Source organism: Dyadobacter ginsengisoli DSM 21015 (assembly GCF_059568735.1).
The window spans coordinates 694,847-711,986 of record NZ_JCANTY010000003.1; the positions used below are offsets into that span (position 1 = coordinate 694,847).

At 50.0% G+C, this 17,140-nt stretch carries 13 protein-coding genes; 5 read left to right on the forward strand and 8 right to left on the reverse strand.

The annotated features are described in order from the left end of the window. Nucleotides 1-56: 56 nt before the first annotated feature. Entirely contained in the window at nt 57-4,232 is a 4,176-nt protein-coding gene (locus tag BP71_RS13570) for a carbohydrate-binding protein (RefSeq protein ID WP_496380010.1), read from the forward strand. Between the two features lie 47 nt (nt 4,233-4,279). On the opposite strand, the gene BP71_RS13575 is transcribed toward BP71_RS13570, so the two are convergent. Further along, complete coding sequence (locus BP71_RS13575; protein ID WP_496380012.1) at nt 4,280-5,299, reverse strand: GlxA family transcriptional regulator; 1,020 nt, start codon at nt 5,297-5,299, stop codon at nt 4,280-4,282. Between the two features lie 243 nt (nt 5,300-5,542). Here BP71_RS13575 and BP71_RS13580 point away from each other — a divergent pair, with 243 nt between their 5' ends. After that, nucleotides 5,543-6,043 (forward strand): DUF1579 domain-containing protein, encoded by a 501-nt coding sequence (locus tag BP71_RS13580; RefSeq protein WP_496380014.1) that lies wholly within the window; start codon nt 5,543-5,545, stop codon nt 6,041-6,043. A gap of 89 nt (nt 6,044-6,132) precedes the next feature. Further along, a complete protein-coding gene (locus BP71_RS13585; protein WP_496380016.1) occupies nt 6,133-7,311 on the forward strand; it encodes a peptidoglycan DD-metalloendopeptidase family protein in 1,179 nt (392 codons plus the stop codon). On the opposite strand, the gene BP71_RS13590 is transcribed toward BP71_RS13585, so the two are convergent. The 5 genes from BP71_RS13590 to BP71_RS13610 all read right to left on the reverse strand — a co-directional run bounded on the left by BP71_RS13590 (nt 7,312) and on the right by BP71_RS13610 (nt 12,118). After that, on the reverse strand, nt 7,312-8,991 hold the full coding sequence (locus BP71_RS13590) for an arylsulfatase (protein WP_496380018.1): 1,680 nt from the start codon (nt 8,989-8,991) through the stop codon (nt 7,312-7,314). A gap of 35 nt (nt 8,992-9,026) precedes the next feature. Then, nucleotides 9,027-10,103, reverse strand: coding sequence for a sterol desaturase family protein (locus BP71_RS13595; RefSeq protein ID WP_496380020.1), 1,077 nt, complete (start codon nt 10,101-10,103; stop codon nt 9,027-9,029). A gap of 33 nt (nt 10,104-10,136) precedes the next feature. Beyond that, nucleotides 10,137-10,259: a hypothetical protein gene (locus BP71_RS13600; protein ID WP_496380021.1), complete on the reverse strand. Its 123-nt coding sequence runs from the start codon at nt 10,257-10,259 to the stop codon at nt 10,137-10,139. A gap of 507 nt (nt 10,260-10,766) precedes the next feature. Next, on the reverse strand, nt 10,767-11,672 hold the full coding sequence (locus tag BP71_RS13605) for a hypothetical protein (RefSeq protein WP_496380023.1): 906 nt from the start codon (nt 11,670-11,672) through the stop codon (nt 10,767-10,769). 26 nt (nt 11,673-11,698) lie between these two features. Beyond that, nucleotides 11,699-12,118, reverse strand: a complete 420-nt coding sequence (locus BP71_RS13610; protein ID WP_496380025.1) for a hypothetical protein — start codon at nt 12,116-12,118, stop codon at nt 11,699-11,701. A gap of 203 nt (nt 12,119-12,321) precedes the next feature. Between BP71_RS13610 and BP71_RS13615 the strand changes: the two genes are divergently transcribed. Next, nucleotides 12,322-14,253, forward strand: a complete 1,932-nt coding sequence (locus tag BP71_RS13615) for a tetratricopeptide repeat-containing sensor histidine kinase (protein WP_496380027.1) — start codon at nt 12,322-12,324, stop codon at nt 14,251-14,253. 43 nt (nt 14,254-14,296) lie between these two features. Continuing rightward, the gene (locus BP71_RS13620; RefSeq protein ID WP_496380029.1) at nt 14,297-14,914 is read left to right on the forward strand and encodes a response regulator; all 618 of its coding nucleotides are present in this window, start codon (nt 14,297-14,299) and stop codon (nt 14,912-14,914) included. Between the two features lie 64 nt (nt 14,915-14,978). On the opposite strand, the gene BP71_RS13625 is transcribed toward BP71_RS13620, so the two are convergent. Beyond that, nucleotides 14,979-16,424 carry an arylsulfatase gene (locus BP71_RS13625; RefSeq protein WP_496380031.1) on the reverse strand — a complete coding sequence of 482 codons (1,446 nt, stop codon included), beginning with the start codon at nt 16,422-16,424 and terminating at the stop codon, nt 14,979-14,981. 391 nt (nt 16,425-16,815) lie between these two features. Further along, entirely contained in the window at nt 16,816-17,118 is a 303-nt protein-coding gene (locus BP71_RS13630) for a HigA family addiction module antitoxin (protein ID WP_496380033.1), read from the reverse strand. Between the last annotated feature and the right edge of the window lie 22 nt (nt 17,119-17,140).

Sequence of the window (17,140 nt, forward strand, 5' to 3'; positions counted from 1 at the left end):
TTTGTAGCAAACATTAAACTAGTTGTATCTTCCCTAAATTTTTGTAAACCCAGGGAATGAAAAAACTTTTAGCTCTTTGTTTCTTCGCATACTCCTTCTCCATTCACGCTCAATCTAATACGTTACTTCCCGGAAAGATCGAGGCAGAAAGTTATGCTTCCATGCAGGCCATCGCCACCGAATCCACTGCGGATGCCGGTGGTGGTCAGAATGTAGGCTGGATAGCGGATGGCAGCTGGATGGATTACGCGGTACAAACCCCATCAGCAGGCTACTACACATTCCGTTTCCGGATCGCCAATGGTTATAGCCCCGAAGCAACCCTGGCATTGAGATCGTCCGACGGCCATACGCTCGGGCGGATCGTTTTGCCTCAAACAGGTGGAATGCAGGGCTGGCAGACGGTTTCATTCGTTGCGCTCCTTCCACAGGGAAATCAGACCATCCGTATTTATGCCGAAAAAGGCGGCTGGAACTTCAACTGGTTTGAAGTATCCGCGTCACGGCCCGCATCGGGCAAAGTCGAAGCAGAAAGCTTCGATGCAATGTGGGAAGTCCGGACAGAGGAAACAGGCGACGAGGGTGGCGGGCAGAATGTTGGCTACATCGACGACAACGACTGGATGGATTACAATATCAGTCTGGCCAACGCCCGGGATTACGAAATCCAATTCCGGGTAGCCAACGCATATGGAAACGGAATCATCGAAATTCAGAACGCCGCGGGCACTGTACTCGGGCAAGTGAATGTACCACAAACAGGTGGCTGGCAAAGCTGGGTAACGATTACTACCACCGTTCCGCTTCCGGCAGGTAGCCAGGTACTGCGGCTTTTCGCCAAAAACGGCGCGTTCAATCTCAACTGGCTTGCATTTGTCGCAGCCAGCCAGCCCATCACCGGCGTGATCCTACCTGCGAAAATCGAGGCTGAAAACTATGACGATTCGTACAGTGTACAGCTTCAAAACACGGAAGACGCGGACGGCGGACAGAATGTGGAATGGATCGTCGATAACAGCTGGATGGACTATGACGTACATGTGCCAACAGCCGGGATATATACCTTCAGTTACCGCATTGCCAATGGGTTCAGCCCGGAGGCGACGCTGACGTTGAAAAACAGCGATGACCAGGTACTCGGAAGCATTCTCCTGCCGCAAACGGGCGGAATGCAGGGGTGGAAAACGGTGAGCATGCTTGTTCAACTTCCCGCGGGGAACCAGAGATTAAAAGTTTTCGCTACCAAAGGCGGCTGGAATTTTAACTGGTTAGAGGTAAAAGAATCCAGGCCATTGACGAGCCGCATCGAAGCAGAAACATTTGATGTGGCTACGGACGTTCGTACGGAAACGACGGGTGATGCAGATGGCGGCCAGAATGTCAATTATATCGACGATGGCGACTGGTTGGACTACAATGTCAATGTTCCGGACGCAGGAACCTACACTGTCAATTTCCGTGTCGCCAACAGCTGGGGCAATGGTCATATTCAGTTTAAAAACATCAGTGGCAATGTTCTGGGCAATGTAGACGTGCCGCAAACCGGCGGGTGGCAGAATTACACAACGGTACGCACTACCGTTCAACTCGACGCTGGCAGCCAGGTATTCCGTATTTATGCCCACCGCGGCGCATTCAATTTCAACTGGTTTGAAGTAATACCCGGTTCGGTTCAGGGACAATCCATTATTGCTTTCGACCCTATTTCGGACAAAACCCTGACCGACGGCACATTTAACCTTGCCGCAAGCAGCACCAACCCCGAGACACCTATAGCATTTGCTTCTTCCGACCCGTCGATCGTTTCGGTATCCAATGTAACCGGCATATGGAAAGCCTCCATTCATGCGGCTGGCCAGGTTACGATCACAGCTTCCCAGGCAGGAAACAATAACTACCTGACGGCGGAGAACGTGGCGCGGACATTTACAATCAGTGATAATTCAAATCCCAATAACCCCTCCCTCGGAACAAAAATCCCCATCGATCCCAAACGCTGGTACCAGCTTACCAATGCAGCCAACGGTCTCGACGGCCTGTTTGATGGCAACACACAAGAGGACGTGCTGACCGGCTGGGGCAAGGTTATCAACAATTACGAAGCCTATTATCCATTGAAAGAAGGGGAGCAGATCACGCTCAACGGTATTAAGCTCTTTGACTTCACCGGTACTGCCCAGGATTTTCCGCTCACGCTTTCCGTTATCACCGATCAATGGGAGCGTATTCCGGTCGCCACGTTTACGGGCGAAATCTACAATGGCTGGGTAGGCCCCTACCCCGGCCGCCAATTGTCTGGCGATGCCCAGTTTAAACTCGATCAACCTCTCAGTAACATCCGGTACCTGGTGATGACCATGTCGAACACCTTACCGACGGAAATCGAGTTTTACGGTAGCTATACACCCGGCACTCAAACCAGCAACCCGGCGCGAACAAAGCATATCAGGCTCAATGATATGCTCGGTATTAATGGTTACGAATGGAATTTTCAGGACGGCGCACATATCGAATCGCTGGTGGAAGCCAAGGTGCAGGCCGCCAAAAGTTTTACCGGCCTGCGGCATTACATGGACTGGGAAAAGCTGGAATCGTCGGAAGGCGTGTATTCCTACAATCCGACATTGAGCGGCAGCTGGAATTACGACCTCATTTACGAACGTTGTAAACAGGAAAACATTGAAGTATTGGCCTGCCTTAAAACACAGCCAGCCTGGATGAGGGAAACCTACCCGGAAGATCAGCGTGACCCTGAGAATGTGCCGGTGCGTTATGGAAAGAATTTCGCCGATCCGCTTTCTTACATCGAACAGGCCAAAGTCGCATTCCAGTATGCGGCGCGCTATGGAAGCAATACCAACGTCGACCCATCGCTTCTGAGCGTTTCGACCACGCCAAGATGGACCCACGACCCACCTAACACAATCCGGATCGGCCTAAACCTCATCAAATACATCGAATGCGACAACGAGCGTGACAAATGGTGGAAGGGACGCAAAGGCTACCAGACCGCACGCGAATATGCGGCCAACATGTCGGCATTCTACGACGGGCACAAAAACACGATGGGTGCCGGCGTGGGCGTCAAGAACGCCGATCCCAATATGAAGGTAGTAATCGCCGGTTTGGTTACCGGTTCCGATTTTGTGAAAGGAATGGTCGATTGGTGCAGGGAATTCCGCGGTTACAATGTAGATGGCAGCGTGAATCTCTGCTGGGACGTGGTGAATTTCCACCTTTATACCGACAATGCGTCGTCGAGCCAGAGCGGTACGTCTACCCGTGGCGCGGCACCTGAGGTTACCAATGCCAATCAAATTCTCGACAATTTCGTGAAAGTAACGAGAGAACTTTCCAATGACCTTCCCGTCTGGATTACCGAGGCGGGTTATGACGTGCATCAGGACAGCCCTTTGAAAGCGATCCCTGTTGGCAGCAAATCGGCATTGCAAACACAAGCCGACTGGATTCTTCGCTATTCACTGTTCTCGGCCCGTCACGGTATTGAAAAAGTGTTCTTTTATCAGATGTACGACGACAATGGCGGCGGTGGAATGTTTGCCTCCTCCGGATTTGTAAATAATGACCAGACACGCCGGCCTTCGGCGGATTACTTCCTGCAAACGCAGAAGCTGTTCGGCCAGTATGAATACAAGGAAACGCTTCACAACGACCCGATTGTGGACCGCTATGAATTGAATGGCAGGTCGCTGTTTATCCTGACCGTACCGGATGAAGTCGGGAGAACCTCAGCATATACCGTCGATCTGAACCAATCAGGTGTTGCGCAGATTTATACCCCAACCGCGGGTGCCGATAACATGGCTATGACCGAGCTGCCGATCGTCGATGGAAAGGTGACTGTGACGGCAGGGGAAACCCCGGTTTTCGTGATCGCAGCCGACGGCCAGAATGCGAGGCAGGCAGCCGTAGAAATGGCCCTTCCCGCATTATCCGAAACAGAAGTGCCCCTGCATGCCGATGTCAACGTGTACCCCAATCCAACTTCGGATTTCATCCGCATCGATCTTGCCAACAATCATATCGATCCGATCGAAATCCGCGTTTTCGACGCCAAATCGGGTACTCTTTTCAAAGATCTGCGGGTTATCAAAACTGCGAACCGTTTCTCGCACCAACTCAACATTACCCAGCTTCCGGCGAGTATTTATATTGTGGAGATCAAACAGGGAAATGACCGGGCGTTCCGGAAGATTGCCAAGGCTAATTAGAATATCATCAAAAAGCCCGGAGCACTGAGTTCCGGGCTTTTTGACAATTAATCCAGGTAAGAGGCTCCCGACATGCGCCGGTCGAGTCGTCCCCCGCTTTCCAGCCGGCCCATATTAAACTTGTCGCGATATTCTTTGGGAGTTACACCCGTACTTTTCTTAAAAAGCTGCCTGAAGGATTTCAGGTCGTTGTAGCCCGAGTTGAGCATGACTTCCAGCACGCTCTGATCCGTTTGTGCAAGCATTTTCTTAGCCGCCTCGATGCGCGTCCTCTGCAGGTACTCGATCGGCGTTACGCCTATGGCCTGTTTAAAGCGCCTCACCACATTCCGCCTGCTGGCCGGGATGTCCTGGATCAATACTTCAATGGTACTGCCTTCCTGATATTCTTTTTCGATTTTCTTCTGAGCCATATTCACCAGGCCGTCGCCGTGGTTTTGCGGTGGTGCAAATGTTCCGAAATAGGTCTGCTGCTCCCGATCCATGTCGATCGCAAACATCTTGGCGGTTCTTAATGTGAGGTCTTTGCCGCAAAAGCCCTGGATCAGATAGAGCATCAGATGAAAACTGCTGGTGGCCCCGCCGCTGGTATAAATTCCCTTATCCTCCGTTACCACTGCATTACTATTCATGATCACATCGGGGAAATTAGATGCCAGTGCCTCCGCCGCATCGATATGGGTGGTAGCGTGTCGTCCATTCAAAAGCCCTGCCGCGGCCAGAAGAAACGCTCCTGTGCAAAAGCTCGCCAGTTCGGCTCCGTTTTTATACTGTTCCCAAAGCCAGGGAATGCATTTCTGGTTACTCATAATGGAAAGCTGCAAATCGCCGGAGCCAAATGCAGGAATGAGTATCAGATCCTGTTTGACAAATTCATTGATCGATTGCATCTGATAGGCACCATAAAACTGCCCGGGCTCAGGGTCAGGGGAAAAAAGCGTAATCTTGAAAAAATGGGGCTGATCGGCCCGTTCGTAAAAGCTGTTCACCGATTCGAATACATCCAGAATCGCCGCGACGCTCAATAAACGGTGCCGGTTGCTAATTAAGAGACCTAATTGTATCATGTTGTTGATGGTTAAACCTTTGTCATTTGGACAAAGCGGCCACCAATATAGATATTTTTGTCCCAAATACCCCTCACATTTAGGATTTTAGCCCGTACTTTTCTAGTTACCGGATTCTTATTTTTGTTTAAAATTACAACCGTATATTACCAATACAGCTATTGCCGCGAATGCTCCGCAATAGCAGACCACGACTTTTCACAAATGCATTCGTCTTGATTCACGGACATTAAAAAAACGATTATGAGCCAGAGCAAATTTGAAGTATCTATGGAATCGGGTATCCATCATGAACTGCAGTCGCTGACCGGGACCTGGGAGGGAAAAACCAAAACCTGGTTCGAGCCTGATGTCCTTGCCGATGAATCCGATATGAAGGGCACGATCAGGCCGATTCTCGGAGGTCGGTTTCTACTACACGAATACCAGGGTAGCCTGAGTGGCAAACCTTTCGAAGGCGTTGCGATGATGGGTTTCGATATTCCCAACAATAATTTCCAATGCGCCTGGATAGACAGCTTTCACATGGGAACCGGTATCATGCTGTCCGGTGGGAGTCACGTCGGCAATGGCTTTTCCGTCTTAGGCAGTTACAGCATGCCCGAGTTCCCTGAACCGTGGAACTGGCGCACTGTCGTCAAACTGACCGACCCGGATACATTGGTCATTACAGCCTACAACATTTCTCCCCAGGGCCAGGAAGACAAGGCGACCGAAACCATTTATCGCCGGGTTGCAGAATAACGCTCCCCGGCTCTTTGTATACTTTATCAAAGAATAGGCCGGCGCTGTGGCATAACTTTATTACGCAGAGATCTTCAAACCACGCACACATGAAGACCCTGCAACAGATCACAGCAACGGCGTTTCTCCTGATTGCCCTGGCCGCGTGTAAGCCGGTGCCTGTCTCGCATTGGTTTCCGGCTACGCCGCAGGAGCATTATGAAAGAGCGCTGTACAAAGCAAAAATGGAAAAGACCTCCGCCGGACAAACCTGGCTACGAATGAGTACTGCCGTGCTTTCCGATTCAATAGCAGCTGCCGCGCCACATCAGGAACGGCTTTTCCTCGGTGATTCGATACCCGCACAAGCCTTCCGACTGACCGTTCCCGAAGGCCGCAGGCTGGTCATCTCTCCTAATCGTGCGAATGGGGACAGCACTTCGAGACTCTTTATGGAACTCTTCAAAATAAAGCGCAATGGAAAACCGCAGCGTCTGGAGTATTTAAAAGACAATGCATCTTCCATCACCTATGCCAACGTTCACCGGGATACGCTGCTGTTGAAAGTGCAGACCGGGCTTAGCGAAGTTGCAGCCGTTTCCATTGCCATATCAACCCAACCTACCCTGGCTTTTCCGGTCGCCGGACAAAGTATGTCGGGCGTGATCAGTTTCTGGGGCGCTGACCGGGATGCAGGCACCCGTTTGCATGAAGGCATTGACATCCGAGCTAAACGAGGCACCCCGGCCATCGCTGCCAGAAGCGGCTTCATCACGCAGGTAGGCACCAACAGCCTCGGCGGGAAAGTGATTTTTCTTTCAGCAACTGACAGTCCTTACTCATTTTATTACGCGCACCTCGACAGCCAGTTGGTCAGCACGGGACAACACGTAATGATGGGTGATACGCTCGGTTTGATTGGCAATACAGGTAATGCGAGCACCACTTCACCTCATTTGCATTTTGGAATTTATTCAAGAGGTTCCGGCGCTGTGAACCCGCTACCGTTTATTGATGACAGAGCAGAAAAATTACCGGGCATACCTGAACATTCACGATGGCTCGGCGACACCGTAATCATTAAAAAGAAAGCGAATCTCTATGCCTCTCCCCGATTCGACCCGGATCAGAAAATCGCTACGCTTTCGGCCAATACCGTGGTGCGCGTAGTGGGTGAAATGGCCAGAGGTTACCGGGTAAAAACGGCCGGCGGCAAAACGGGCTATGTTCCCACCGTGCCCCTGCAAAAGCACTCGGGGAAGCCAGTCGGTATCAGCCAGGTCTATTGATCAGGGATTGAACTTCGACTCGAAACCCTTTCCTTGATTGATCTTCGCCCAATCTTCCACGCCCACGCTTTTGGCCCATTGAGCATACAGATCTTCCAATTCAGCGGCGACGTCAGGATGCTGCGCGATCACATTATTCGTCTCCCCGCGGTCTGCCTCGATATCATAAAGTTCCCAGCGGTCCGAGCGAACGGAAATCAGTTTCCATTTGCCCTTTCTGACCGCCTTATTTCCCGCGCGCTCCCAGAAGATAGGTTTACTCCTAACCCATTCCTTACCTGACAAAACCGGCAAGAGACTTTCCCCCGCCAGCGGATGAATGGCGTTACCGCTATACTGCGCAGGATACCGGGCACCTGCAATGTCATACAATGTGGGCGCAATATCAATCAAATGGGCCGTGCCGTCTACCAATGTGCCAGGCGCAATTTTACCGGGAAAACTGGCGATGAACGGACTGCTGATACCTCCCTCGTATTGAAATCCTTTAAACGATTGCAACGGTGTGTTCGAAGCATAAGCCCAGTTCCGGCGATAGGAATCGTACGAACCGGCCGTCCCCAGCGGACCCCAATTCCGGACCGGCTGGTTAATCACTCCGCTGGTCACATCCTCTCCCGCTGCGCCATTGTCCGAAATGAAGATGATCAGCGTATTATCGAGTTTTCCAAGATCTTTGAGTTGTTGTACTACCCTGCCAATGTTCTGATCGAGATTGTCGACCTGCGCCGCGTAAACCTCCATTCGTTTGGCCCAGAGTTTCTGCTCTTCATATGTCAGGTTTTTCCAGGCAGGCAAATCCCTGTTTTTGATGCTGATTTGCTGGTCAGCACTTGCTATGTTCAGCTCCCGCTGTTTTTTAAAGCGAAGCGTCCGGAGCGAATCCCAGCCGATATCATATTTCCCTTCGTACTTTTTGATATCGACCGGCAGTGCCTGCAACGGCCAATGCGGAGATGTGTAGGCCAGGTACAGGAAAAACGGCTTGTTTTCAGCACTCTGTTCTTTCAGGAAAGCGGTGGCGTTCCTGGTTATTTCGTTGGTATAGTAAAAATCCGCGTCATCTTCCGGCCGGAACTTCGTGTCATCTTTCACAAAGAACGCCCGGCGGTTTTTCGGCTGCTGCTTCACGACATAGTAATCGCTGGCACCACCGATGTTTCCATAAAAGCGGTCGAAACCGCGCTGCCTCGGCCAGCGTGTGCTATCGTCTCCCACGTGCCATTTGCCTGACATCAGCGTGCTGTAACCCGCCGTTTTCAGGACTTCTGCCAGCGATACCGTTTGTTTGCTGAGATATCCCTGGTAGGCAGGGATGCCAAAATCAATATTGAAATAACCCATTCCGGCTGTGTGCTGGTACTGCCCGCTCAGCAGGCTCGCGCGTGTAGGCGCGCAAATGGCATTATTATAAAACTGCCGGAACCTGATCCCGTCCGCGGCCAGCTTGTCGAGATTTGGTGTTTCAATTTCCGACCCATAGCTGCCGATATCCGAGAAGCCGAGGTCATCGGCCATGATGAGCACAATGTTCGGTTTTGGGGCCGGAGTCGGAGACACTTTCCTCTTTTGGGCTGATAAAGAGATTGATATAAATAGAAACAGGAGCACAGCGCCCCAGGAAATTACAATTCGCATACGGTGGTTGACTATCAGATGGAAAATAAAAAAGATGACCATCGATTGAATCAATGGCCATCCCGATCTATTGAATTTTAAGCGACTGCAATGGTCGTAGCATTATCCGGTTTCAGGGTAATGGGCTCCTCCTCCGGCACGGCATCTCCTACCACCGGGCCATTGTGCGCCAATTCACTGCCCTCTTTCTTCGATTTAAAGATCGGCCACAAAAACTGCGCGTACCATTCTTCCTCTTTATAGTGTTTGATACCAAAAGAGGTGGGATACCTGCGGGTGATAATGCCTGTACCGAAGATAATATCCCAGATAAAGAACATGTTTCCGAAGTTGCCCTTGTAGTGACCTACCCCATCATCGCTGGTATCCGCATGGTGTGCATAGTGCGTGGCAGGTGTCGAAATGAGCCTTTCCAATACCCAACCGACCGGGTTAAGCCATTTGATCTCATACAGGGGCTTGTCCCAGGGAATACTCGAATGCGCCCCGGTCGTGATCAGGGATTTGATGACTTTCACAAACAATGCGGCATAGCCTAATCCCAGATAAGTCAATGCGACGGTCAGGTAAGTCTGCGAAAAGAAAAGTGTGTAAATGATATTCTGCCGTCCGGCCATGGCCATGCCCATGTAAGGTGCCGAGTGGTGCGTGCGGTGGAAGCGCCACAACCAGGGCACCTGATGATGTAGGCGGTGGTACCAGTACTGCGTCAGGTCGTCGGCCACGGCGATGATCAGGAACGCCCACCAGAACGGCACCCAATTGAAGCCGTCTTTGGCGTGGGGCAGAATGGCTGGCAGTAATTTCAGTCCGAAATAGGCTACGAAAGGTTTCACTACCAGCTTGGGCACCACGAAGCAAACGATATCCAGCGTCCGTTCGTTTTTGGTCCATTTGTTTTCATACAAACCCACCGCGAACTCGATCACCCCTAATACCAATACGATAACGGGTAATCCCCAACTGCTGAGGTTTTTGAAAACGGCTTCGATGAAACCCGGTGCCTTGAATGGAAATTCGTTACTGCCTTCCCAGGGGCGGTAGCCGAAAACCTGAAAGCTTGCGAACATCAACACAATGGGCGTAAGATACAGCAGAACGCTGAGCAGGCCGTCTCGGGAGATTTTCCGGGCCAATGCATTGTCCAGTTTCATGTATAAAAGGTTTTGAAGGTGAAAAAGAGACCGTTACCGGAATAGCTGCCACGCGAGCCAGATGCCGCCGGCGATCAGGACAAATGGGATCAGCGTAAGCAATATGCCGACGGCAATCTTACGAACCAGCAATACAACGTCCGAAAATGTGATCATATGGAACAGGAATTTATAAACCGGTTAGCTATAAACGCAGTGAGATTTTATAGTCCGGAAATACCCCGGGGCAGGACGGCCGGCACCTGAAATCGCCAACCACCGAAAATTTCAGACGATCAGCCATGACTGCCTGGCGGGATATTTCCGAAAAAGACTGAGGAACTTAGCCGTTTAACAACAGCTTTCGGGATGAAAACGGGAGACACAAAGCGAAGAAATGTCCGCTACCCTGCCCCTGTCTACCGACGGGACCCTACAAAGTAAATTAACCGCTCTCATATCAGAATGCCTTGGATTAATACTCAGCTCAGGGTGGTTCAGAAGCTTTGCTTAATAGTATAGTTATTTGATAGACAAAGTAAGTTTAATGTTTTTAAAAAAGCAATACGCCGCGGCAATTTTCTTAAAAATAAAAAAACGTGGCGACAGGAACACGCTGCCGGCCACGGAAACAGACAAAAAGGAGCCATTGACCCCTTCCTGTCGATTTGTATATAAACCAATTTATTTCAACTCGGTCAACCATTGCTGCGCGAAAGCGCGTGCTGCATTCGTGGGCGTTGCGCCCATGCGGAAGCAAAACTTCCAGACATCGCTTTTACCCTCATACCCTGCATTCACAAACTTCTTTCTCCCATTCGATTCCTTCGTCTGCGCCGCGAAGTCTACGCCCTTGCTCTGGTTCAAAAATTCCGTGAGGCGTGCAATCAAAACCTCTTTAGGATCTTTCCATTTTTCGTATTCAGCTGCATTCTCCTTATTGTGCCGGGCTACGGTCTCTTCCGACTGGCGGATCTCGTCATTGGCGAGATAGGTTGCATACTGTTTCTTAAACTCCTCCATATCCGTTTTCAGAAGCGGCTTGATCTTTTTGAAGAATGCGGCATTGCGTTTTCCTTCTTCGATCTGCTTTTTCAGTTCACCCCGCTGCTCGGCCGGAAGGCTGGTCAGCATACTTTCCATACCCGCGAATGTCTCGCCCGACTGGATCTGCATATCCACGACCGGTTCCATGTCTTTTGCATTCAATCCCTGTACTCCTTTCAGACGATTGGCGCGGATCTCTTCCTTCCTTTTCTCGCTCACGGTCTCGTCAGTCTTGCTAAAACTTTTCGTAAGCCAGTCGTTGTAACGCTTTTTAAAATCGTCCGAATTGAAGTAACTCTTTGCAAATGCACCGGTTTTCTTTATCGCCGCCGCCTGGCCGTCTGCCGAAATCGCCCGGCAAGCCGTTTTTACTGAACTACTGAAATAAGGAACGCCTGCTGTCTGGCTTTGCAAACTGTTCCAAACCCGGTTTTGGATGTCATTTTTTGAAATGCCATACTCCTCGAACTCATCAGAAAAAGTGAAATTCAGGAAGCAAATACAAACGACGTATAGCAGGATGGGTACTATTTTATTTTTCATGGCTGGTCATTGTAAAAAAGGCACAGTTATTGTTTTTCGGCTATTATTTCAAGATCTTCTCCTTCGTACACGACAAAAATGCTCATCTTGCCCGATTTGACATTCCCTACCTTCTCCGCGCCTTCGTAAATGTCGATGCCGGTGCTTCCTGCATTTTTGAGGTTCAGCGTTCCCAGGTTTTCATCCGGTTCCGAATCACCGTCAATCTTTACTTTCATCTTGCCTGTGACGGTTTCCGACGCGAACTTATTCAGTTGAACGATGATCACCGCGTCTTCCAGAGAGCGCTCTTCCCCATCGACTGTCAGCTTGGTAACCTTATAGCTGCCTTCCACCTGTGCGCTCAATTCCGGGGAAGGGTCCTTGTCCTTATCTTCGCAAGCGAACATAAAGGTTGCGAGGATCATCATAACGAAAATGTTTTTCAAAGCATTGATCTTTTTCATGGCTGTTTTTGATTTAAATGTTTTAAAACCGGATGTGATAATTTGCCTTTCGACACAACAAAGGTAGCCTGGTGAAGAAGCCGGGGGCAATCCTGTAAAAGCATGATTTTTCAAAAATCGTACTTTCATAGGATATTATTAAAAGGTTTTATTTCAGAGCTTTGCCACCGTAATTTTCCAGCCCATTCTACTCTCCGGATCCGATGAAGTTATTATTCAGAACCATTTTTCTATTCTTTTTACATACCCAGTTATTCGCCCAGAGCACCGATGTCCATGCAATCCTGGAACGTATCCGCAAAAGCAAACAGGACACCAACCGCGTGCTGGCTTACATTGAATACGGACAATACCTGGAAAACCAGAACCTCGACAGTGCCGCCAAGTATTATCTCAAGGCCGACGCACTGAGCGAAAAGCTGGACTACCAGATCGGCAAATTCAAGTTCCGGTCCAACTACACCTACATTCTGAATTTGCAGGGCAAATTTGAAGAAGGCCTGAAACTCAACCGGGAAAGCCTGGAAATCGCCAAAAAGCTCAACCACAGGGTCAACATTGGTAAAAGCCTGAACAACATCGCCGCCAGCTACACTTACATGGGCAACTTTACCGAAGCCATCAAGTACTTCCAGCTATCGGCCAGCGAGTTCGACAGATTGGGTATGAAAGAGTTCCTGCCGAGGCTTTACATTAGTATCGGCAGCGCATTCGAACAAGCCAAACTGTTCAACAAATCACTGATTTATAAACAAAAAGCACTGCAACTAACCCGTCCGATGAATGATAGCCTAACATTGGCCGACATTCTGACGAATATCGGAGGTTGCTATTTCAACCTCAAACGATACGAGGAGAGCCTGGCGCATTTCCAGGAAGGGCTGGTAGTGGCGGAAAAAATACATTCAGATATTTTCATTACACAGGCTTATGCCGGGCTGTGTCGTACAAACCGGCTTTTGAAGAACTTCGACGAAGCCTGGGGGTACGGACAGAAAGGATTGGTGCTCGCCCGAAAGTCGGGCAGCGTATTTCTGGAACTCGACTGTCTCCGCGCATTGATGTTCCTGGCTGAGGACAGTAAAAAGTACGATTTGTCGGCCCAATACACCAAAGAGGCACTCACTATCGCCGAATCCAATGACATGACCGACCACCTGGTGGAACTTTACGAGGATTATGCAACCGATCTGACCCGGCAGAACAACTATAAGGGCGCCTACGATTATCTGATGAAATACGTCATTCTGAACGACTCCATTCAGGGGATCGATGTTCAGAAGCAGTTACAGGAACTGGATACCAAATATCTCACGGCCCAAAAGGAAAAGCAGATCGTGACGCTTGAAAAAGAAAAACAAACCCGTAATACATTAATATACAGCCTGATCGCCGGCCTGGTCGGACTAATGGCCATTGCCATTCTGGCCTACCGGAACATTGCGTTTCGCAAACGTGTCGCCGAGCAGGAAGTATTGCAGCTCCAGCAGGAAAAGCAGCTGGTAGCGACCAATTCCATTTTGAAAGGACAAGAAGAAGAACGCACCCGCGTAGCCCGTGACCTGCACGATGGACTGGGCGGATTATTATCTGGTATCAAATTAACTCTAAATTCCGTGAAAGGAAACGTAATTCTGCCCGAGGAAAGCGCCAGGACGTTTACCAGGGCCCTGACCCAACTCGACGGTGCCATCAGCGAAATGCGCCGTGTAGCCCATAGCATGATGCCGGAAACACTTGTACGGTTTGGTCTGATCGACGCACTGAGCGATTTTTGCGAGGGGATCAGCGAATCGGGCAAATTGAAAGTGACAATGCAGGCATTCGGCTTCGACGAGAAGCGCCTCGACTCTCAGGTAGAAGTCGTACTTTACCGGGTTGTTCAGGAGCTTCTGAACAACGTGCTCAAATATGCAGACGCTTCGGAAGCGCAGGTACAGCTGACCTGGGTGGAAAACAATGTGAGTGTTACCGTGGAAGACAACGGAAAGGGTTTTGACATTAAAAACCTGGAACAAAGCAAAGGCGCAGGACTCCGTAATGTACAGGCGAGGGTGGATTACCTGAACGGAACACTGGATATCCAGTCCAAGCCAGGCGAAGGCACCTCGGTCCTCGTTGAAATCGTACTCTGACTTATTACGCCGCCGAGCGGCTTAACCTATAAAAAAGAACTTTATGAGTGTCAAAATTCTGATCGTAGACGACCACCCGCTGGTACTGGAAGGGCTGAAATCGTTGCTTGCGGATAGTGAAGGAGTACAGGTCGTGGGTACCGCCACGAATGCGATCGACGCCATTGCATTTCTCAAAGCCAACAAGGTAGATATTGCTTTCCTGGACATTAATTTGCCAGACATCAGCGGTATCGATCTCTGCAAAAAGGTGAAGGAACAGTTCCCGGAAGTAAAAACCCTCGCATTAAGCACATTCAACGAGCGTGCTTATGTTTCCCGCATGATCCAGAACGGAGCGTCGGGCTACCTGATCAAGAGTTCGGGGAAGGAAGATATCCTGGAAGCCATTCAGCAGGTTCAGGCCGGAGGCTATTTTATGAATGTGCAGTTTGATCAGGTAACGCCCACGGTAGCACCTAAATCGGTCCCCTTCCTAACCAGGCGCGAGAAAGAAGTGCTGGTACTCATTGCGGAGGGAATGACCAACCCGCAAATCGCCGAGCAGTTGTTTATCAGCGTCACGACTGTCAACAGCCACCGCCAAAATCTTTTAATGAAATTCGAAGTCTCCAATACCGCCTCACTGATCAAGCTGGCCGCCGGATTAGGATTGATTTGAACTGTTAGCACTTTTTAAGATGAATCCGGCAGGCCGGTAAGTGGCTGCCGGACTCGTTCGTCAATCAGTTTGTTGCCAGACTTCCAAACGGAAAAATTGCTGATGATACGTGTGCCCGATTCATGATCTGGCCGAGTTCTTTGGCTTTTTCCGGAAACTGGGGAGTCAGATTAGTCTTTTCTTGCGGGTCCCTGGACAGGTCATAAAGTTCAACCAATGCATCGGGGTTTCCCGCTGCTTTCAGTCGGACGGCCTTCCAGTTCCCCTGCCTTACAGCCTGCCTGCCGCCCTGCTCGTGAAATTCCCAATACAGGTAATCATGTTTCTTTTGAGACGGCCGGCCGCGTAATGCGTCGGTGAACGAGATACCGTCGATGTGCGCCGGGGCCTGCGCCGTGGCCAACTCGGCAAATGTGGGCAGGATATCCCAGAAAGCACCGATAAAATCGCTCTTGGATCCGGGTTTGATCCCCCCCGGCCACCTCGCCGCGAACGGTTCACGGATCCCTCCTTCATATAAATCCCTTTTGACACCACGGAAACCTGCGCTGCTGTTGAAAAATTGCGGGTCGGCACCACCTTCGATATGAGGACCATTGTCGCTCGTAAATATCACCAATGTGTTTTTGTCAAGCCCTTTTTCTTTTAATTTCTCCATAACCTGTCCTACATATAAATCCAGCCTTGCCACCATCGCAGCAAATGTCGCATGCGGGAACTCCTGAGACGTATAACCACCGCCCGTGGCATGGGGGCCATAATCGGCTCCCTTATATGGCTTTTCTTCAAATTTGCCTTTGTAATACCTGAACAGGCTGTCACCAGGAACGATCAGTTCGGCATGAGGCAAAATGTAGGGTAAAAACAAAAAGAAAGGCTGCTTGCCATCTTGCGCGTCTACGAAGCTTAATGCCTTTTTCTGGATCAGATCGGGCGCATATTCCTTATTGTGAATTAAATTCCGGTTGCCTTCCAGCACTACTTTTTGATTATTATCCCATAGGTGGTCCGGATAATAGCGGTGTGCCAGGCTCTGGCAGTTATAACCATAAAATTTATCAAATCCCTGCTTTCCGGGCTCTCCTTCGGATCCGACCGGCCCGAGGCCCCATTTACCAAATGCCCCCGTCACATAGCCCGCCTTCTTCAATACTTCGGCGATCGTCACCACCGAATCGGCAATGGGCTGCTGGCCTTCCGGCTCAACACCTTTGTTGCCACGAATGTACGTATGCCCGGTATGCTGCCCGGTAAGTAGCGACGATCTGGAAGGCGCGCATACCGAAGTGCCTGCATAAAACTGGTTGAATATCATCCCTTCCCGGGCAAGCCGGTCGATGTTAGGCGTCTTGATTAATTTTTGCCCATTGAAACCGACGTCGCCATAACCCAGATCATCGGCCAGGATAAAAACGATGTTCGGACGGGCAGGCTTGGGCGCCTGGGCTTGGGAACGGTGGGACAGGAACGAAGCGCTTAGGAGGGTAACCAGAAACAAATACTTTTTCATTTTTGTGGAGTAGGTTAATATACTTCAGAAAGACAATGCAACCCTCGGATTACTTGAATCTAACGAGGCCGGTGCCTTTAAAATTGGGAGAAAGTGCCTGCTAAGACCGTTTTAAGGGCAGATTTACAAAAACCGGGAGTGTGGAAGACAAAAAGCGAAATGCAGTGTATCTTTGTTCCCGATACCCTACGACAGCCCGGACGACCGGCATGAATTGACAACCACCGAAAATTCCGGCAAGTCGCGCCAGGACTGTCTTTTAGGGTATCGGAAAGCAGATACGTTCTGAATATTGCGAATCGGAAGACCGATATAATCTACTTATTTGATAGACAAAGTAAAGATAAAACGATTAAACAAACAAGTCCAAAATGAATTCGTTAAAAAATATTTATCGGGCACCGGCCGCGGGTGTAATTGGGTGAATGCCCTGGACCCGCCCGCTCTTCCTGACGCGCCAGATATCATACTTTTTCTGCATGTCCAGCCAGAATTCTGCACTTACCCCAAAGCCGCTTTCCAGCCTCACCGCCATTTCCGCCGATATCGCAGCTACTTCATTGACAACTTCCGAGAGCTGCTTACGACTAACATTCAGCTCCCTGGCCGCCCGCGTGACGGAGATATTCATTTCCTTCAAAATGTCCTCCCGCAAAACGGCACCGGGATGCACAGGTTTCATTTCATTTTCCATAGCTTAATGATAGCGTGTCACC